Annotated in this window: 14 protein-coding genes; 9 read left to right on the top strand and 5 right to left on the bottom strand. The window is 66.7% G+C overall.

Annotated features, from left to right (window positions below; all coding sequences use genetic code 11):
* Positions 1-14: 14 nt before the first annotated feature.
* Complete coding sequence (locus ACOOGG_RS03945; protein WP_420432505.1) at positions 15-1,274, bottom strand: APC family permease; 1,260 nt, start codon at positions 1,272-1,274, stop codon at positions 15-17.
* A gap of 20 nt (positions 1,275-1,294) precedes the next feature.
* On the opposite strand from ACOOGG_RS03945, the gene ACOOGG_RS03950 reads away from it, so the two are divergent.
* Positions 1,295-2,146, top strand: coding sequence for an enoyl-CoA hydratase/isomerase family protein (locus ACOOGG_RS03950; protein WP_420432507.1), 852 nt, complete (start codon positions 1,295-1,297; stop codon positions 2,144-2,146).
* Here ACOOGG_RS03950 and ACOOGG_RS03955 read toward each other — a convergent pair.
* Positions 2,131-3,057: a TauD/TfdA dioxygenase family protein gene (locus ACOOGG_RS03955; protein WP_420432509.1), complete on the bottom strand. Its 927-nt coding sequence runs from the start codon at positions 3,055-3,057 to the stop codon at positions 2,131-2,133. The genes ACOOGG_RS03950 and ACOOGG_RS03955 overlap by 16 nt on opposite strands.
* 50 nt (positions 3,058-3,107) lie before the next feature.
* Between ACOOGG_RS03955 and ACOOGG_RS03960 the strand changes: the two genes are divergently transcribed.
* The gene (locus ACOOGG_RS03960; protein ID WP_420432511.1) at positions 3,108-3,971 is read left to right on the top strand and encodes an SMP-30/gluconolactonase/LRE family protein; all 864 of its coding nucleotides are present in this window, start codon (positions 3,108-3,110) and stop codon (positions 3,969-3,971) included.
* Here the strand turns inward: ACOOGG_RS03960 and ACOOGG_RS03965 are convergent.
* On the bottom strand, positions 3,968-4,711 hold the full coding sequence (locus ACOOGG_RS03965) for a metallophosphoesterase family protein (protein WP_420432513.1): 744 nt from the start codon (positions 4,709-4,711) through the stop codon (positions 3,968-3,970). The two genes, ACOOGG_RS03960 and ACOOGG_RS03965, sit on opposite strands and share 4 nt — an antisense overlap.
* Positions 4,712-4,773: 62 nt before the next feature.
* Here ACOOGG_RS03965 and ACOOGG_RS03970 point away from each other — a divergent pair, with 62 nt between their 5' ends.
* Together ACOOGG_RS03970 and ACOOGG_RS03975 are read left to right on the top strand one after the other, a co-directional pair.
* Entirely contained in the window at positions 4,774-5,691 is a 918-nt protein-coding gene (locus ACOOGG_RS03970; RefSeq protein WP_420432515.1) for an SDR family NAD(P)-dependent oxidoreductase, read from the top strand.
* Positions 5,688-6,887 carry a cytochrome P450 gene (locus ACOOGG_RS03975; protein WP_420432517.1) on the top strand — a complete coding sequence of 400 codons (1,200 nt, stop codon included), beginning with the start codon at positions 5,688-5,690 and terminating at the stop codon, positions 6,885-6,887. The genes ACOOGG_RS03970 and ACOOGG_RS03975 overlap by 4 nt, the downstream gene beginning before the upstream one ends.
* A gap of 7 nt (positions 6,888-6,894) precedes the next feature.
* Here ACOOGG_RS03975 and ACOOGG_RS03980 read toward each other — a convergent pair whose 3' ends face one another.
* The gene (locus tag ACOOGG_RS03980; protein ID WP_420432519.1) at positions 6,895-8,079 is read right to left on the bottom strand and encodes a cytochrome P450; all 1,185 of its coding nucleotides are present in this window, start codon (positions 8,077-8,079) and stop codon (positions 6,895-6,897) included.
* Positions 8,080-8,135: 56 nt separating this feature from the next.
* Between ACOOGG_RS03980 and ACOOGG_RS03985 the strand changes: the two genes are divergently transcribed.
* The 5 genes from ACOOGG_RS03985 (at position 8,136) to ACOOGG_RS04005 (ending at position 16,933) form a co-directional block, all read left to right on the top strand.
* Positions 8,136-9,074, top strand: coding sequence for a cyclase family protein (locus ACOOGG_RS03985; protein WP_420432521.1), 939 nt, complete (start codon positions 8,136-8,138; stop codon positions 9,072-9,074).
* 90 nt (positions 9,075-9,164) lie between these two features.
* Positions 9,165-11,606: a GcvT family protein gene (locus ACOOGG_RS03990; RefSeq protein ID WP_420432523.1), complete on the top strand. Its 2,442-nt coding sequence runs from the start codon at positions 9,165-9,167 to the stop codon at positions 11,604-11,606.
* A gap of 21 nt (positions 11,607-11,627) precedes the next feature.
* Positions 11,628-14,060, top strand: a complete 2,433-nt coding sequence (locus tag ACOOGG_RS03995) for an FAD-dependent oxidoreductase (protein ID WP_420432525.1) — start codon at positions 11,628-11,630, stop codon at positions 14,058-14,060.
* A gap of 1 nt (position 14,061) precedes the next feature.
* Positions 14,062-15,591: a trimethylamine methyltransferase family protein gene (locus ACOOGG_RS04000; protein ID WP_420432527.1), complete on the top strand. Its 1,530-nt coding sequence runs from the start codon at positions 14,062-14,064 to the stop codon at positions 15,589-15,591.
* A gap of 40 nt (positions 15,592-15,631) precedes the next feature.
* Positions 15,632-16,933 (top strand): acyl-CoA dehydrogenase family protein, encoded by a 1,302-nt coding sequence (locus tag ACOOGG_RS04005; protein ID WP_420432529.1) that lies wholly within the window; start codon positions 15,632-15,634, stop codon positions 16,931-16,933.
* Positions 16,934-16,951: 18 nt separating this feature from the next.
* Here the strand turns inward: ACOOGG_RS04005 and ACOOGG_RS04010 are convergent, their stop codons facing one another.
* Positions 16,952-18,718, bottom strand: coding sequence for a GMC oxidoreductase (locus ACOOGG_RS04010; protein ID WP_420432531.1), 1,767 nt, complete (start codon positions 18,716-18,718; stop codon positions 16,952-16,954).

An 18,718-nucleotide genomic window follows, 5' to 3' on the forward strand; every position in this document is an offset into this window, starting at 1 on the left:
CTATTGTCGTTGAGCTATCTCGGTGACGCGGGATTGAGTGCTTGTCGGACTCGCCAGGGCAAAATCCCAGCGGCGAGGACGGCAAGTCCGGTGAGCGCAGATGCACTGGGGAGGGTGATTGCCAGGGTCGCGCTGCCGATGAAACCAAGGGCGCTCAACGACCGGGGCCATAGTCGTTGGGCGGGGGAGAGGGTCCACGCCGAGGCGTTGGTCACGGCGTAGTAGAACAGCACGCAGAACGAACTGAAGCCAAGCACGCTGCGCAGATCGGTGAGCGATACCAGCACGATGACCACCGCGGCCACCGCGATTTCAGCGAAATGGGGCACCTTGTAGGTTGGATGGACCTTGTCCAAGACGCGGGGCAAGTCGCCTTCGGCAGCCATGGCGAATGTGGTGCGACTCACTCCGGCAACAAGGGCGAGGAGTGCTCCGGCCGACGCGATGGCCGCACCCACCCGCACTACCGGAGTGAGCCCGTTCCATGACCCGGCGTCGGTGGCTGCGGCCAGCGGGGCGACCGCCTCGGCCAATAGCTCGGGACCGACGGCCCAAAGGGCGGTGGCCGACACCGCGGCGTATATCACCAGAGTGAGGCCCAGCGCGGCAGGGATGGCTCGGGGGATGGTCCGGGCCGGATCTCTGATCTCCTCGCCGAGGGTGGCGATGCGGGCGTAGCCAGCGAAGGCGAAGAACAACAGGCCGGCAGACTCCAAAATCCCGCGAGCCCCGTAGTCCCCCCAGCCGGCCAAATTGTCGGCATTGGTGTTGCCCCCGCCCACCGAGGCGGCGACCACCAGCCCGAGGGCGATTAGCACCAGGGAGACGGTGACCCGAGTGGCCTTCGCTGTGCGAGTGATACCCCGGAGGTTGATGGCGGTAACCACGACAACCGCGGCAATGCCTGCTAGCCGGGGAGCCTCGGGGAGGGCATAGGCCCCAAACGCAAGTGCGGATACCGACAGGGTGGCCGATTTGCCGACAACAAACCCCCAACCCGCACTGAACCCAGCCAAATGCCCAAGGCGCTTGCGGCCATAGATGTAAGTGCCCCCCGATGCGGGGTAGAGGGCTGCCAACTGTGCCGAGGAGGTGGCGTTGCAGAATGCCACCACGCCGGCCACGGCCAGACCGATCATCAGGCCCGAACCCGCGGCGGCGGCAGCCGGCCCGATGGCGGCGAACACGCTGGCCCCGATCATCGATCCCAGCCCCATCATGATGGCATCCCCGGTACCCAGCCGTCGGGCCAGCCGAGTGGGTGGATTGCTCACGATCCGACAGGATAGGGGCCATGGCTGAAGACCAAGTGACCTATGTGACAGACGGGGCGGTGGCCTCGATCACCCTCAACCGGCCGGACGTGTTCAATGCGCTGACCGACGAGATGTTCGACCAGATCGTGGCCTTTGTCCGCCAGGCCGAGGGCGATGACGACGTCAAGTGCATCGTGTTGGCCGGAGCAGGACGGGGGTTCACCGCGGGGTTCGACCTGTCCAGTCCCGACGACTTCTACGGCGGGGCCGAGACCAAAGGCGGGCGGTTCGCCATCGCCGGTCTGCGCCGCCGGGCGTGGGTGATGCGCGACCTCTTGTACTCGGCCAAGCCCATCGTGGCCCGAGTTCACGGGCCGTGCATCGGCGCGGGGCTGTATCTGCTGCTGGTGTGTGATTTCGCAGTGGTGTCTGATGACGCGACTTTCGGCCTGCCTGAGGAGCGCTTCGGCTCGGCGGGCACGTCGTGGCTTTACCCGATGTTGGCCTCTCAGATCGGGTTGAAGCGCACCAACGAGCTGGTGGTGACCGGGCGCAAGTTCGACACGGCCGAGGCCGAGCGGTTGGGCCTGGTCAACCGGGTTGTGCCCCGAGATGAGCTCGACGAGGCAGTGGCCCAGCTCACCGGGGCGCTGGCCAGCCTGCCCCGCGACGGCATCGCTACCGGGCGCGCCGTGGCCCATCTGGCCTACGACATGCTGGGCATCGGCCAGGCCTTCACCCCCCATTACGGCGTCCACCCTCTGTTCGTGATGGGCACCCGCCGCAGCCCCGACGAGTTCGACTTCCACGAGACATCGCGGGAGAAGGGCATGAAGGGCGCGCTGGCCGAGCGCGACGAGCGCTTCGGCGGGGACTACTGGGGCTGGTAGGCGGCCTTGGGCTGGTAGGGCACCGAGGGGTCGAAGTAGGGGCGGTCGCCGTCCACGGTGCAGCGGCGCACCTCCCGGACCTGGGGGTAGTGATCCGACACGCCCCGGTGGTTGGTGGACCGCTCGTCCCAGATGGCCAGGTCGCCTTCTGTCCACGACCACCGGCAGTGGAAGCGGGGCTGGTTGATGTGGCGCAAAAGGAAGTCGAGCAGAGCCTCGCTTTCGGCCTCCTTCATACCCACCACATACTGCTGGAAGTTGGTGGCCACATACAGCGCCCGTCGCCCGGTCTCGGGATGGGTGCGCACTAGAGGGTGCTCAACGCCGGGATAGGCCTCCCGCAACAAGGGCACCAGATCCCAGCTCCCCGACTTCTCGGCCATGCTGGTGCAGAACTGGGGATAGTTGGAGTGGTGCACCTCCAGCCCGTCGATCATGGCCCGCATCGGTTCCGACAGGGCGTCGTAGGCCGAGGTGATGCTGCACCACATGGTGTCACCGCCGTAGGGAGGAACGACGGTGGCTTGGAGCAGGGCGACCTTAGGGGGCACCTCGATCCAGGTCACGTCGGTGTGCCAGTTGTCGGTGGTGGGCGGGCTGTCGGCGTCGTCGCGGATCACCGATGTAGAAGGCTCGGTGGCCCCCATCGCCGCCGACAGGGGGAAGATGCTGGGCTGGCCCCAGCGGGAGGCAAACTCCAGTTGGTCGTCGGCGCTCATGGGCACGTTGCGGAACAAGATCACCTCGTGGCGGAGCAGCGCCTCGTGGACCTCTGCGAACTGCTGGTCGGTCAGGCCGTCTCGGGGGTCCACGCCGGAGATCACCGCACCCAGTGAACCGCCGATCCGACTCACCTGGATGGTTTCGTATGACTCTTCAGCGTCGATGCCGGGGGTGAGAGTCATGGTCATGGGGCTATTGTGCCATCTCGTCAGCGACCAAGCCGATGAGGAGGCACCTGATGCGCACGATTCTGGACGGTCTCAATTTCTCCGAGGGGCCCCGGTGGCACCAAGGCGCACTGTGGTTTTCCGACATGCACGCCCACCGGGTGGTGCGCACCGACCTGGACGGCAACGCCGAGACGATGGCGGTGGTCGACTGGGACGACCCGTCGGGGCTGGGCTGGCTGCCCGACGGACGGCTGCTGGTGGTGGCCATGTCCACCCAGAAGCTGTTGCGCCAAGAGCCCGACGGGTCAATGGTGGAGCACGCCGACCTGTCGCCGCTGGCCATCGGCGACATCAACGACATGATCGTGCGCTCCGACGGCACCGCCTACATCGGCGACATGGGGCAGAAGATCCACGCAGGGGGCGAGCGGCGCACCGCCCAGACGCTGAGGGTGTCCCCCGATGGCAAGGTGAGCGTGGGTGCCGACGGAATGGAAGCCCCTAACGGTCACATCCTCACCCCTGATGAGGAAACGCTGATCGTGGCTGAGAGTGCGGCCTTCCGGCTCACCGCGTTTGATGTGTCCCCCGACGGCACCCTGTCCAACCGGCGAATCTACGCCGAACTGGTCCCCGAATCGGACAGGGCACCGGTGGCCCCGCCCGACGGCATCTGTCTCGACGCCGAGGGCGCGGTGTGGGTGGCCGATCCCCTGGGCCTTCGGGTATTCCGGGTGCTCCCCGGCGGAGAGGTGACCGACTCTTACGACATGGCCCCCAAAGTGCCTGTCGCATGCGTGCTCGGAGGCGACGACCGCCGCACGCTCCTGATCTGCGCGGCCGACGACTGGAAGCGAGAAGTGGTAACTGCGGCCAAAACCGGTTCCATCTACGCCGCCGAAGCGTCGGTACCTGGTGTAGGCAAGCCTTAAGCGACAGGACTGGGCGTCAACTCTCGCAGGCTGAGGGAGACGCCGGTATCGGGGTCGAGGGTGACGAGTACCGCCGCGGGCTCGCCTTCGAGAGATTCAGCGGTGGCCCCGGAGTAGGCGATCACCGAGGGAGATTCGCGGATTATCTGGTGGCGATGGATGTGGCCCAGGGCCACATAGTCCCAGTCGATGGCGTCGAGGTGGCTGGGGTAGATGGGGGACGATCGATACGACGGGGTCTCATCGGGCATGACCAGACCGTGGCCCATTGCAACACACCAGCCCTGCTCTGGGCGGGCGGGGAGACTATCGAGGGGGTGGAAGCCAGGGTGGTGGTCGTCCATGGACTTGCCCCAGACGGTGAGGTCCAACTCGGCGAGGTGAGTCGTCGAGCCTTCGAGGTCGTCGAGGATGGTGATCGGGAGATCGTGGATGTGGGGCCCAAACCGGTGAAGCACCGACGATTCGGGGTGGGCGTCGTGATTGCCGGCGATCATCACCACCGGGCACGACAGCCGGGCCAACTGGTCGGCGGCCCAGGTCAGCACATCGTCGCCTACCCGGTTGTGGTCGAACAGGTCGCCCGAGATCATGAAGACGTCCACTGCTTCGGCTATGGCCAAGTCGACGGCCGCGGCAAAGGCCGCTTCCTGGCGCCGGGCCGGACCAGTTCCCAGATGGCAGTCCGACGTGTGCAACAGCGAGAGGGACCGGCGTCGTTGGAGTTGGCTGTCGGTCACTAGGCCCTCGGATCATGGGTTGACGTAGGCTCGCTGAGAGTCTCACTCGGGAAGGCAAGGCTATGGCAGAACGGGCCACCGACGGCAAGGTTGCGCTGGTTACCGGCGCGAGCAAGGGGGGCACAGGCACGGCTATCGCGCTGCGATTGGCCGCCGAGGGCGCCCGAGTGGCCATCACCGCCCGCGATGAGCAGGGTTTAGCCGCCACCAAGAGCCGCATCGAGTCTTTCGGCGGGGAGTGCCTGGTGCTTCCGTCTGATCTCAGCGATCCGACGGGAGCACGCACGGAGTTGGTGTCCAAGACAGAGGAGGCATTCGGCCCCATAGACATCCTGGTCAACAATGCCGCTTTTGGTGGGTACTACCCCTTTGAAGAGGTCACTCCCAAGCAGCTCGAGCTGAGCCTGCAAGTCAACTTGTGGGCGCCTTGGGAGTTGATGAGGGCCGTCATCGGCGGGATGCGGGAGCGGGGGAGCGGTGCGATCCTGAACCTCACCACCTTTTCGGCCGAGTTGCCGCCCGGACCCCCGTTCCCGTCGAGCAAGCCCTCCAAAGCTGGCTTTGTCTACGGGGCGCCCAAGGCGGCGTTGAACAAGCTGACGGTGTCTGCCGCCAGCGAGTGCGAGGGGCAGGGTGTGGCGGTGAACGCTCTTACTCCCCAGGCGGCTATCGCCACTCCGGCGTTGGTTGAAGGCGGCTGGATCGACGAGGAGATGTTCGAGCCGCTGGAGACCATGGCCGAAGCCGCATTGGCCTTACTCACTGGCGACCCCGACGTGCTCACCGGGCGCATAGCCTTCAGCCTGCAACTCTTGGTGGAGCTGGATCGACCGGTGCGCGATCTCATGGGCGAGTCACTGGTCGAGGGCTGGCAGCCGACCGACATCCCCGCGGCCATCGCTCGCCAAGAGGCCAACCTCTCCCGACGGGGCTGGCCCGACGCCTACACCTTCGGCCGAGTCCACAGCCCCCGCCCATGAGCGACGAGCTGATAATTCGGCTCGTCACCGATCCCAGAGTCATAGCCGATCCCTATCCGCTGCTGGCGGAGCTGCGGGAGACCTCACCGGTCCACAAATTGAGTTTCGCCGACTACTGGGTCCTCACCCGCTACGACGACTGCCGGATGGCGCTGAGGGACCCCCGGATGGGCAACGCTGAGCCGGGCGACGAGGTTCCGACGCTCACTGCCGAGAGGGTGCGCACGCCCCAGGAAGAGCGGACCTTCTTGTTCTTGAACCCGCCCGACCACACTCGTCTGCGCTCGCTGGTCAGCCGGGCCTTCACCCCCCGACGGGTTGAAGGCCTGCGGTCGGCGGTTGAGGAAATGACCGCCGAATTGCTTGATTCGCTAGCCGCTTCCGGCGGGGGAGACCTGATCGAAGAGCTGGCCTTCCCCTTGCCAGCCAACGTAATCAGCGAGCTGGTGGGGGTTCCCCGGGCTGACCGCGATTGGCTGCGGCCGCTGGTATCGGATCTGGCCGGCACCCTTGAGCCGAACCGCAGCCAAGCGGATTTGGACCGAGCCGAGACCTCCGCGGTCAAGGTGGACGGGTACTTCAACGATCTGATCGACCAGAGGAGGGCCGAGCCCAGCGATGACCTGCTCTCCGCGCTGATCGCAGCCAGCGATGGAGAAGACCGGCTCACCCAGAGAGAGATCGGGCTCACCTTGTCGCTGATCTACGCTGCGGGATTCGAGACCACCACCAACCTCATCGGCAACATGGTCCATACGCTGATGCACCATCCCGACCAGTTGGCCCGATTGCGGGCCGCCCGGTCGCTGGTCCCCGGCGCGGTGGACGAGGTGCTGCGCTATCAGCCTCCGGTGCAAGTGGACGCCCGCTACACCTTCGAAGAGGTGGAGATTGGCGGGCATTCCATCGCGAAGGGCAGCATGGTGATGACTCTGCTGGCTGCCGCCAACCGCGACCCCTCGGTGATCGACGATCCCGACCGGTTTGACATCACCCGCCAAGACGCACCGCTGCTGTCATTCGGATCAGGCATCCACTACTGCCTAGGCACTTCGCTGGCCCGCCTCGAAGGTCAAGTGGTATTGGCCGGCCTGCTCGACCGCTTCGGGACCTGGACTCCCTTGGAGGATGATCCTCCATGGAAGGACCGGCTCACCCTGCGAGGTCTGGCCCGCCTTCCAGTAGCTCTGTCATAACCGAAGGTCAGAAGACGATCGGCACCGAGGCGTAGCCCTGCTGGAAGGAGCCGGGCAGGCGGACCACCTCCTCAGCGGGAACTTCGAAGTCGGGGATGCGGGCCAGGGCTTCCTCGATGATGACCCGGCCTTCAAGGCGGGCAAGATGGGCGCCGATGCAGTAGTGCAATCCGTGGCCGAAGCCGAGCTGGCGGAGCGGGCGCCGGTGGATGTCGAAGCTCTCGGAGCTGGGGCCGAACTCCCGCTCATCGCGGTTGGCCGACTGGTACAGCAGAAACACCCGGTCGCCGGGGGCCATCTCCTGGCCGCCGATCACGGTGGGTCGGCTCACCGTGCGGCCCAAGTGCTGGATGGGCACCTCCAGGCGCAGCATTTCCTCGAAAGCGCCCCCGCTGAGCGATGCATCCTGAGCCAGGGCGGCCCGCTGGTCACCTTCGGCGGCCAGGTGGATGAAGCCGCCGGCCATCACTTTGGGAGTGGTCTCCACCCCGCCGGTGAACAGAGTGGAGAGCTGGATGGCGGCGTCCTGGTCGTCGAAAGGGTGGCCCAGTAAGTCCACTCCCAGCAGGGCTTCGATGTACTCGGGGCAGTCTCCAGCCCGCTGTTCGGCCACGAAGCTGCACAGGTACTCTTGAATCTTGGCTCGGGCCGCGGGGGCGCGGTCGTCGTAGCGCATGGTCTGGTTGGCGTAGTCCACCAGCTTCTCCCCGTCGGCAAAGGGGAACCCCAGCACCAGCGAGGTGCCGGCCACCGACACCGGCGAGGCCAGTTCAGTCACTACATCCAACCGACCGCGCTCCAGGCCAGCCTCCACGCAATCGGCCGCCACCCGGCGCAGCTCAGCCTCCAGTTCGGCCACCGGCCGTGGACGCAGCGGAGGATAGAGGATCTTGCGGATCTGGGTGTGAGCCGGCGGGTCCATCTGGGAGAAGCTGAGGAACTGCCCTGCCGGCAGCGGGCCGAGCTCGGCTGCGGCGGGCTGAAGCACCTGATCTCGCATGAACACCGGCCCCTCGGCAATGGTGAACGATTCCCGGTCGCAGCTCACCTCCCACAACTCGGCGAAGCGGGGCAGCGCCCACCCGTGATACTGCTCCAGCCGATGCACCCCGCCGGCGGCCCGCAGCTCCCGGTAGATGGGCAGCGGATCAGAGGCCACCTCCGGTGAGAACGGGTCGTAGTCGAAGGTCAATTCGCTACCCGATTGCCTTGCTGCTCGTTGCCGTTCATTGTGATAGAGACTGCCTTATGGGACTGAGTGACCGCACGCCGCCGACCGCTGAAGAGTACGCCGCTTATCGGGATCGGTTCTGCAACTGGGGCCGTTGGGGGGACGACGACGAGTTGGGCACCCTCAACCACATCACCCCCGATGCCCGTCGGGCCGCGGCCGCCCTGGTGCAGACCGGTGAGGCAGTGTCGATGAGCCGGCCCATCGACACCCACGCTGGCCCGGCCAACCCCTATCCGGCCCATCACTTCGTGGGCGCGGGGGATTCGGGGGCGATGGCCGACTACTTCGGGATGTTCATCCACGGCTTCGTGCAGACCCATATCGACGCCCTGTGCCACCTGCCGGTGGACGGTGGGGGCAAGTTCTGGAACGGCAAGGAGTTCGCAAAGCCCCCTATGCCCGCCGAGCACACCGGCACCATCGACTACTGGCGCGACGGCATCGTCACCCGGGGGGTCCTCTACGACGTCCCCCGTTTCCGGGGCACCGACTATGTGGCGCCGGGCGAGCCGGTCCACGGCTGGGAGCTGGCCGATGTGGCCGCGGCGCAGGGAATCGAGCCCCGGCCCGGCGATGCGGTGTGCATCCGCAGCGGCATGGACGTGTACTTCGAGAAGACCGGCACCTCCCAGGGGATGGGATCCAATGCCGGGGTGCATGCTTCGGCCATCGAATTCCTCTACGAGTCCGACGCCTCCTGTTTGACCTGGGACTTCCAGGACGCACCCCAAGACGACCAGGGCATACCCAATCCGCTGCCCATCCGCATCGCGCTGCACGTCCACCACATCCTGTTGCCGTATATGGGCATGCCCATCATCGACAACGCCGATTTCGAGGCGGCGGCCGCCCGTTGCGCCGAATTGGGCCGCTGGGAATTTCAATACGTATGCGCCCCGCTGGTGTTACGCTACGGCACCGGTTCGCCGGTGAATCCCCTGGCAATCATGTAGCGCTAGACCTTCTTCTCCACCCACTGCGAGGCCAGGGCTTTCAATGAACCCGCAGACAACCTTGTAGCACTGGAGCGCTTATGAGGTGTGATGGTTGATCTCGGCGATCGGGCCCAGGTGGTGATCGTCGGTGGTGGGATCGTCGGCTGTTCTATCGCGTACCACCTCACCCACCGCGGGGTTACCGACGTGCTGCTCATCGAGCAGGGGCAGCTCACCAGCGGCACCACCTGGCATGCTGCGGGGCTGGTCAGCCAACTCAAGTCCAGCCACAGTCTCACCCGTCTGGCCACCTACTCGGCCAAGCTGTTCGAAGAGCTCGAAGCCGAAACCGGCCAGGCCACCGGCTACCGGGCACCGGGATCCATCTCGGTTGCCGCCGACCAAGAGCGGTGGGAGGAGCTGCTGCGAGGCATGTCGATGGCCCGCACCGTGGGGGTGGACATCCGCGAGATCGAGCTCGACGAGGCTCTCGAGCTGTGCCCTCTGCTCAACATCGACGACCTGGTGGGCGCTCTGTTCATCCCCCGAGACGGGATCACCTCCCCGGTGGACACCACCATGGCCCTGGTCAAGGGCGCCCGGGCCCAAGGTGCCCGCATCGTGCAGGGCATCGCGGTGACCGGAGTGGTAGTGGAGGACGGCCGGGCGGTGGGGGTGGACACCGAGGCCGGCCGGATTGAGGCCGAGACCGTGGTGCTGGCCGCCGGCATCTGGACCCGCCAGCTTGCCGCCACCGCGGGGGTGAGCGTGCCGGTGCAGGCCTGCGAGCACTTCTACATCGTCACCGAGCCCATCGAGGGCGTACAGCCCAACATGCCCACGGTGCGCGACCCGTCTAACTACACCTACTTCAAGGAGGAGACCGGCAAGATAATGGCCGGCTTCTTCGAGCCCCGGGGCAAGGTCTGGAACCTCGACGGCATCCCTCGAGACCTCCAGTTCAAGACCCTGCCGGAGGACTGGGACCACGTCGGACCTATCTTCGAGCGGGCCATCGGTCGTATGCCGGTGCTGGGGGAGGCGGGCTTGCAACTGTTCTTCAACGGCCCCGAGGCCTTCACCCCCGACGGGGTGTACTACCTGGGGGAATCGCCCGAGGTGGACCGCTGCTTTGTGGCTGCGGGGTTCAACTCGGTGGGCATCCAGTCGGCGGGCGGAGTGGGCTGGGTGTTGGCCGACTGGATCGTCGACGACCACCCGCCCATGGACCTCTCGGCAGTGGACATCCGCCGCTCGTTCAGATTCCAGTGCGAGCCCGCCTACCTCGATGCCCGCATCCCCGAGAGTCTGGGGCTGCTGTATGCCATGCACTGGCCGTTCCGTCAGTATGAGACGGCCCGGGGCATCCGGATGTCGCCGCTGCACGAGCGTATCGACGCGGCCGGGGCAGTGTTCGGCGAAGTCGGGGGGTGGGAGCGGCCCAATTGGTTCGCCGAGTCCGGGCAGGAACGGGAATACCACTACAGCTGGGGACCGCAGAACTGGTTCAAGGCCAGCGGGGTGGAGTGCGAGGCGGTGCGCAACGCGGTGGGCCTGTTCGACCAGACCTCGTTCGCCAAGTTCGCCGTGGAGGGTCCTGACGCCATGGCCCTGCTCAACTGGATCAGCGGCAACGAGGTGGATGTGCCGGTGGGCCGTTCGGTCTACTCCCAGTGGCTCAACGACCACGGCGGAATCGAGGCCGACCTCACCATGACCCGCCGGGGCGAGAACTCCTACTGGGTGATCACTTCCGCGGGCACTGCTACCCGCGACTGGGCCTTGCTGCGCCGGGCGGCCCGGGGCCGCAACGTGGCCATCAGCGATGTCACTGACGAATACGCGGTGCTCGGGCTCATGGGGCCGAACTCCCGGGCGGTGCTCAGCCAGATCTGCGACGCCGACCTCAGCAACGACGGCTTCCCGTTCGGCGCCGCCCAAGACCTGTGCGCAGCCGGCGCCGATTTGCTGGCGCTGCGCATGACCTACGTGGGCGAGCTGGGCTGGGAGCTATACGTGCCCCGCGACAAGGCCGTCGCCTTGTACGACGCCTTGGTTGAAGCGGGCACTCCCTTGGGGCTGCGCCCGGCCGGCTATCACGCCATGAACTCGCTACGCATGGAGGCGGGCTACTGCCATTGGGGCCACGACATCACCGACGAGGACACCCCCTTGGAGGCCGGGCTGGGGTTTGCGGTGGCGTGGGACAAAGCCGGTGGTTTCCGGGGCCGAGAGGCGCTGGCCGCCCAGCGGGAACCGCCTCGCACCAAGCGCCTCATCAAGCTCCGCCTCGAAGACCCCGAGTGGCTGCTGTATCACGACGAGCCCATCTTTCGGGACGGCGAGATCGCGGGCCGCACCAGCAGCGGCATGTGGAGCTACACCGAGGGCCGAGCGCTGGCCATGGGCTATGTGGAATGCCCCGACGGCGTGACCAAAGACTGGCTGGAAGCCGGCCAATTCGAGATCGAGGTGGCTGGCCGCCGGATTGCCGCCTCGGCGTCCCTTCGTTCGTTCTACGATCCCCGCAAAGAGCGGGTTCGACTCTGAGACTCAAGGAGCGGCCAGCCAATGCGCGATGAAGCCCAGGTTGTGATCATCGGCGGTGGGGCTATGGGAGCGGGCCTGTTCTACCACTTGGCGCATGAGGGCTGGACCGACACGGCGCTGGTGGAGAAGGGCGAGCTGTCGTCGGGGTCCACCTGGCATGCCGCGGGCCTCATTCCCCACTTTATCGGCAGCCTGAACATGGCCAAGTGCCATGCGGTGGCCCCCGATCTCTACGCCCGCATCGAGGAAGAGACCGGGCTGGCCAGCGGCTGGCACGGCACCGGGGCCATTCGCCTGGCCTTGGACCGCCACCAGGTGGACTGGTTCCGCTACGTCAGCGGCATGCTCGACTTGGTCGGGATCGAGAACCACCTCATCGAGCCCTCCGAGATTCTCGACCACTGGCCGTTCATGGACGTTTCCGACGTGCTGATGGGCTGCTGGACCCCCCACGACGGCTGGACCGACCCGTCCAGCGTTACCGCTGCCATGGTCAAAGGCGCCCGGCAGTTAGGTGGTGAGGTCTATCGGCACACGTTGGTCACCGATATGAACCAGCTCCCCGACCACCGCTGGGAGGTGATCTGCGAGGTCAAAGGCGAAACCCACCGCATCATCGCTGAGCACGTCGTGAACGCGGCCGGCTGCTACGCCCCCCAGCTCGGCGCCATGGTGGGCCTAGACGTGCCCATCGTGTCGGTGATCCACCAGTACCTCATCACCGGGGCCATGGCCGAGATGAAGGAGCTGGGCGACTTCGACCCGCCGGTGATCCGCGACCCCCGGGCGTCGGCCTACTACCGCCGGGAGATCGACTCGCTGCTGGTAGGCCCCTACGAGCGGGCCGACGCCCAGACCTACGGCATCGACGGTATCGACTGGGACAAGCACTTCTACCTGACTCCGCCCGACCTCGACCGGCTCATGCCCTGGCTGATCGAAGCCGGCAAGCGGATACCGGCCTTCGCCGACACCGGCATCAAGACCGTGGTCAGCGGGCCGATCACCCACACCCCCGACTCGGGCTACATCATGGGACCGGCGCCCGGCCTGCGCAACTACTGGATGTGCGCGGGGGCGTCCATTGGGATCACCCAGGGTCCCGGTGCGGGCAAGTACCTGGCCCAGTGGATGGTGCACGGCCAGACCGAGATCAACGTGGCCGAGATGGATCCCCGCCGCTTCGGCGACCACTGTGGCCCCACTGGGCGGTTCGCCATCGAGAAGGCCATCGACGAGTTCCACGAGATGTACGCCACCCGCCTGCCCGGCGAGCAGCGCTTCGCCGGCCGTCCCCAGAAGACCGACCCCATCTACGACCGGCTCGACGCCCGGGGTGCCCAGTGGATGGAGATCTTCGGCTGGGAGCGCCCCCAGTACTACGGCGAGCCCGAGGCCCACACCTTCCGGCATTCCAACGCCTTCGACATCGTGGGCGCCGAGTGCCGGGCCACCCGGGAGCGAGCTGGCATCGCCGACCTCACTGCTTTTTCCAAGTTCGAGGTGACCGGCGCCGACGCCGAAGCGCTGCTCGACCGCCTTACCGCCAACCGTATGCCGGCCAAAGACGGCGGGATGCGCCTAACCCACTTCTTGACCGAGTTGGGCGGCATCGAGACCGAGATGACCATCACCCGGCTGGCCCCCGACCGGTTTTACCTGAACTCGGCCATCGTCGGGCAGTTCCACGACCGTGACTGGCTGGTCCACCATGTGCAATCCGGCAAGGACATCACCGTGGTTGACCGCACCGACGACATGGGCATCCTGGCGGTGTCGGGCCCTCTGTCCCGCCAGATACTGGCCCAGCTCACCGACGCCGAGTTGACCGCTCCCGGATTCCGCTGGCTCACCGGCCAGGAGATCGACGTGGCCGGGGTGCCGTGTCTGGCCCTGCGGGTGTCGTATGTGGGCGAGTTGGGCTGGGAGCTGCACCACTCCCAAGAGCAAACCGCCGAGCTGTACGACGCCCTGGTGGAGGCGGGCGAGCCGGAGGGCATGGTCCACTACGGCGCCTACGCCATGAACACCATGCGCATCGAGAAGGCCTACAAGGCGATGGGCTTCGAGCTCACCACCGAGATCACCCCGGTGGAGGCCGACCTGGGCCGGTTTGTGGACTGGTCGGGAGATTTCCAAGGCAAGAAGGCCTCCGAGGAGCGGCTGGCCATGGGCGACGACATCGAGATGATCCTGGTGTACTGCGAGGTGGACACCACCGACAACGACTGCCGGGGCAACGAGCCGGTGTACGACGGCGAAGAGCTCATCGGGCTTACCACCTCGGGCACATGGGGCCACACCACCGGGCGCGGCTTGGCCTTCGCCTATGTGAAACCCCAGTACAAGGCGCCGGGCACCCAATTCGAAGTGCAGCTTATGAGCGACCGCCGTCCGGCGATGGTGCTCGACGGCCCGGCTTACGACCCCAACAATGAGAAACCGAGGGCTTGATATGGCGCGACGAGCAGGAGGAAGGGCGGCCCGGGTGGCCATGCGGGAGGCGCCGCCGGCTGAAGACGCCCGGGCGGTGCGGCCGGGGATGGCCGGTGGGGCCTACAAGCCCCTTTCACAAGGCCAGTGCGACGACGTTTTCGAAGCAGCCCTTGGTCTGCTGGCCGATCTGGGCATGGGGCAGGCCACTCCGGAGATCATTGAGGTGGTCACCGCCAACGGGGGCCAGATGGGTGACGACGAGCGGCTGCGGTTCCCCTCCGACCTCGTGAAGCGGATCGTGGACGGCGCCTGCAAGGAGTTCACCCTGCACGGCTTCGACCCTGACCGGGGCGTGGAGATCGGCGGTGACCGGGTCCATTTCTGCACCAGCGGGGCGGCGGTGATGATGCTCGACCACGACACCAAGCGCTTCCGCCCCAGCGCCTTGGCCGACCTCTACGATGTGGCCCGGGTGGCCGACACCCTCGACAACATCCACGTATTCGTACGGACGCTGGTGGCCCGGGATATGGAGACCGCCCGGGAGGTGGACATAAATACCGCCTACGCCTGTATGGCCGGCACCACCAAGCCGATCGGCACATCCATGTTCCACCCCGACCACGTACACGAGTGCGTGGACCTGTTCGACATGGCCCTGGGTGGCGAGGGGGAGTTCGCCCGCCGCCCCTTCTGTATCGCCAACAACACCTTCGTGGTACCCCCGCTGCGCTTCGCCGAGGAGTCGGCCCTGAGCCTGTTCGAGCAGGTCCGCCGGGGAATGCCGGTGAATCTGTTGTCGGCCGGACAGGCCGGTGCCACCTCGCCGGCGGCGCTGGCCGGCTCACTGGTTCAAGCCCTGGCCGAGTGCCTGGCCGGATTGACCGCGGTGAACCTGCTCGTGCCCTGTCACCCTTGCGTGATGGGCATGTGGCCGTTCGTGTCCGATCTGCGCACCGGGGCGATGAGCGGAGGCAGCGGCGAAGAGGCCGTCATCAACGCGGCGGCCGCCCAAGTGGTGAACTATCTGGGGCTGCCGTCGGGGGTGGCCGCAGGAATGGCTGATTCCAAGCTGCCCGACAACCAGGCCGGTGCCGAGAAGGCCAACGCCATCACCCTGGCGGCCAACGCCGGGGCCAACATGATCAATGAGACGGCCGGGATGCTGGCCAGCATCATGGCCTGCTCGCTGGAGGCGCTGGTCATTGACAACGACATGCTGGGCTCCATCAACCGCACCGTGCGGGGCATCGAGATCACCCCAGAGACGCTTTCGGCCCAGGTGATCGCCGATGTGGTACACGGTGAGGGCCACTTCCTGGGACACTCCCAGACGCTGTCGCTCATGCAGACCGAGTACGTCTACCCCCTCATCGGCGACCGCCTCAGCCCCGACGACTGGACCGACGCCGGCGCCCGCCTCATTGACGAAGTGGCCCACGACTACGTGACCGAAGTGCTCAGCCGCCCCAAGCCCGAACACATCACCCCCCAAGCCGACGCCCGCATCCGCGAAGCCTTCCCCATCCACCTCGCTCCCATCCGCTGACAAAGCGCGCCGTTAGGCGCGGCTCATCTAGGGTCGGAGGATGGCCTGGGATTTTTCTACTGACCCTGAATTTCAAGATCACCTGGACTGGCTCACCGAGCTGATGCGCACGGACATCGAGCCGCTGGATCACTACTTCCGGGGGCGGTCGCCGTTCGACAAGACCGACGAGGAGGTGCAGTCGCAACTGCGCCGCATCCAGGAGAAGGTGAAGGACCGGGGGCTGTGGGCCTGCCACCTCAAGCCGGAGATGGGGGGCATGGGTTTCGGCCAGGTGCAGTTGGCGCTGATGAACGAGATTCTGGGCCGCTCCTCGTTCGGACCCTCGGCGTTCGGCAGCCAGGCCCCCGACTCGGGCAATGCCGAGATCTTGGCCCACTACGGCAACGACGAGCAGAAGGAGAAATACCTCAAGCCGCTGCTGGCCGGGGAGATATCCACCTGCTACTCCATGACCGAGCCCCAGGGCGGATCCGATCCCAACCACTTCACCTGCACCGCCCATCGCGACGGCGACGAGTGGGTGATCAACGGGGAGAAGTGGTTTGCGTCCAACTACCCCCGGGCCGAGTTCCTCATCGTCATGCTCATCACCAACCCGGACGTGTCGGTGTACCGGGGATCGTCGATGATGCTGGTGCCCCACGACGCCCCCGGCTTGGAGTTGGTCCGCAACGTCGGGGTGGGCGGCGAGCGCCGCGGCCACGGCTCCCACAGCTACTTGCGGTTCAACGAGTGCCGCGTCCCGGCCGAGAACCTCATGGGCGAGGAGGGGGCCGGGTTCAAGATCGCGCAGACCCGCCTGGGCGGAGGTCGGGTACACCACGCCATGCGCTCGGTAGGCACGGCCAAGAAGGCGTTTGACATGATGTGCGAGCGGGCCCTCAGCCGGGAGACAAAGGGGTCGCTCTTGGCTGAGAAGCAGGCGGTGCAGCACATGATCGCCGACTCCTGGATCCAGGTCGAGCAGTTCCGCTTGCAGGTGCTCCACGCCGCCTGGCAGATCGACCAGTCCGACACCTCCAAGGCCCGGCTCTACATCGCCGGGGTGAAGGTGGCCACTCCCCGGGTGCTGATGGATGTGGTCTTCCGGTCCATGCAGATCCACGGCTCGCTGGGCATGTCCAACGAGACCCCTCTGGCCAACATGTGGATGATGGCCCCCACCTTCGGGGTGGCTGACGGCCCCACCGAAGTACACAAAGACACCATCGCCAAGCAGGTGCTAAAGGACTACCGCCCGTCCGAGGGCCTGTTCCCCACCGAGCACCTGCCCACCAAGATCGAATGGGCCCAACAAGTGATGGCCGAGCGCATCGAAGAGGAGCTCCTGAACGCCTGAGCTGGTCTCCCTGAGAGCTCAGCGGGACAGCAGGTCGGCTACTCGCCAGGAGTTGGCCATGATTGACAGCACGGGGTTGACGCCGCCGTTGGTGACGTGCAGGGAGGAGTCGGCCACATAGGTCCGCTCGCAGCCCCACACCTTCCCCTGGGGGTCGACGGCGCCGCCTGCGGGGGTGTCGGACATGCGGGCGGTGCCGGCTTGGTGCTGGCCGCCGGACAGGATCTGGAATCCCATGGAGCCTCCGGTCACGTCTCGGGCGCCGGTGGCGGATATCCATTCTTTGGCCCGGTCGCCCAGAAACTCCGCGGTGCGGAGGTCCTCCTCGTGCTGGAGGCCGAAGAACCGGGCCACAGGGAGGCCCCAGCGGTCTCGCACCTCAGCCGACAGGTCCAGCCCGGCCGAGCGGGTGGGGATCTCCTGGATCGGGCCCATGATCATGATCGTGCGGCGGTAGGTGTCGCGCAGGGCTTGGCGGGCCGAGGCCCCCGTGGGACGGCCGTACTCGTCGATCTCGCCGGCAGCCTCGGCCGCCCGCTGGTGCTCGGGTCGGAACCACGATCCCATCACCCAGTGCTGGGCCGGCGACACCGCGTACTCGTCGGCGATCATGCCGCCGCCGATGATCCTGTCGTTGTGGTGGCAGTGCTCCCGGGTGGCCATAGCTAGGCCGGGGCCGACGCCGTCGCTGAGCGGGGTGTCGGTGTCCACATGGCCATGGGCCAACACGTAGGTGTGGCCCTGAAGGCACTGGCCCACCCAGTCGTTGCCCAGACCGCTCAACATCAGCAGCCGGGCGGTTTCCACCGCCCCCGCGGCCAGCACGATCCGGTCGGCCCGTACCGTGCGCTGGCCTTGCTCGGAGCACAGTTCCACCTCGCCTCGGCTGTCGTCGATGCGGGCAGCCAGGGTGTCGCACAGGATGTGGGCCCCAGCGGCGGTGGCTCGGGGGAGCAGGGTGTTGTGGACCCCGTTCTTGGCGTCTACCGGGCAGGGGTGGCCGACGCACTGGCTGCAACCCGCGCACGCAGGACGTCCGCCGTAGGGCCGCGAGTTGACCAGGAGGGGAACGGGCGCGGTGGACCATCCCAGACGAGCGGCTGCCTCGGCCAGCATCTCTCCCCCTCGGTCGGGGGGGAACGGGGGAAGCGGGTAGCCCCGAGAACGGTGCCCGTCGCCGGTGTGACCGGGAGCGCCGGCCACCCCCACCTCCCACTCCACCAGGTCGTAGTAGGGCTCGAGATCGTCGTAGGTTATGGGCCAGTCGGCCAGAGCGGAGCCCTCGGGGACGCCGTATTCGCTGGCCATGCGGAATGTCTCGGGGGCGAATCGCCACCCTTGGCAGCCGTACAACCGCGGGCCGCCCCCCAGCACCACGGCGTTGTTGTGGTAGCGGAAGTCGTGGGGTTCGACAGCCTGCTCGCCGTCATTGTCTTTGACTGCCCGGGGGTTCCCGGCGGGCGTTACGCCCTCGCCGAAGCCGAACACCGCCGTGCGGTGGTTGCGCACTGGGTCCCAGCCGATCTCTGTTGACTTGTAGGGGCGGCCCCGTTCCACCACCAGCACCGAGCATCCGGCTGCGGCCAGCACGTGGGCGGCCACGCCACCGCCGGCTCCGCTGCCGATCACCACCGCGTCGTAGTGGTCGCGCACCTCGTCCCAGCCGATCACCGGGGGCACGGTGTCGACCAATTCCGGCTCGCCGAGGGGGAATCGCTGGTAACCCAGCTCGTCCCAGCACCCCGAGTCGGGGTCGGTCAGCCAGCGCAGGGTCTCCTGGTCCAT

The organism is Candidatus Poriferisocius sp. (genome assembly GCF_965214065.1).
GTDB lineage: Bacteria > Actinomycetota > Acidimicrobiia > Acidimicrobiales > Bin134 > Poriferisocius.

Coding starts and splice junctions, on each gene's coding strand:
- ACOOGG_RS03950 (WP_420432507.1), top strand. CDS start 1,295: ATGGCTGAAGACCAAGTGACCTATGTGACAGACGGGGCGGTGGCCTCG.
- ACOOGG_RS03955 (WP_420432509.1), bottom strand. CDS start 3,057: ATGACCATGACTCTCACCCCCGGCATCGACGCTGAAGAGTCATACGAA.
- ACOOGG_RS03960 (WP_420432511.1), top strand. CDS start 3,108: ATGCGCACGATTCTGGACGGTCTCAATTTCTCCGAGGGGCCCCGGTGG.
- ACOOGG_RS03970 (WP_420432515.1), top strand. CDS start 4,774: ATGGCAGAACGGGCCACCGACGGCAAGGTTGCGCTGGTTACCGGCGCG.
- ACOOGG_RS03975 (WP_420432517.1), top strand. CDS start 5,688: ATGAGCGACGAGCTGATAATTCGGCTCGTCACCGATCCCAGAGTCATA.
- ACOOGG_RS03985 (WP_420432521.1), top strand. CDS start 8,136: ATGGGACTGAGTGACCGCACGCCGCCGACCGCTGAAGAGTACGCCGCT.
- ACOOGG_RS03990 (WP_420432523.1), top strand. CDS start 9,165: ATGGTTGATCTCGGCGATCGGGCCCAGGTGGTGATCGTCGGTGGTGGG.
- ACOOGG_RS03995 (WP_420432525.1), top strand. CDS start 11,628: ATGCGCGATGAAGCCCAGGTTGTGATCATCGGCGGTGGGGCTATGGGA.
- ACOOGG_RS04000 (WP_420432527.1), top strand. CDS start 14,062: ATGGCGCGACGAGCAGGAGGAAGGGCGGCCCGGGTGGCCATGCGGGAG.
- ACOOGG_RS04005 (WP_420432529.1), top strand. CDS start 15,632: ATGGCCTGGGATTTTTCTACTGACCCTGAATTTCAAGATCACCTGGAC.
- ACOOGG_RS04010 (WP_420432531.1), bottom strand. CDS start 18,718: ATGGACCAGGAGACCCTGCGCTGGCTGACCGACCCCGACTCGGGGTGC.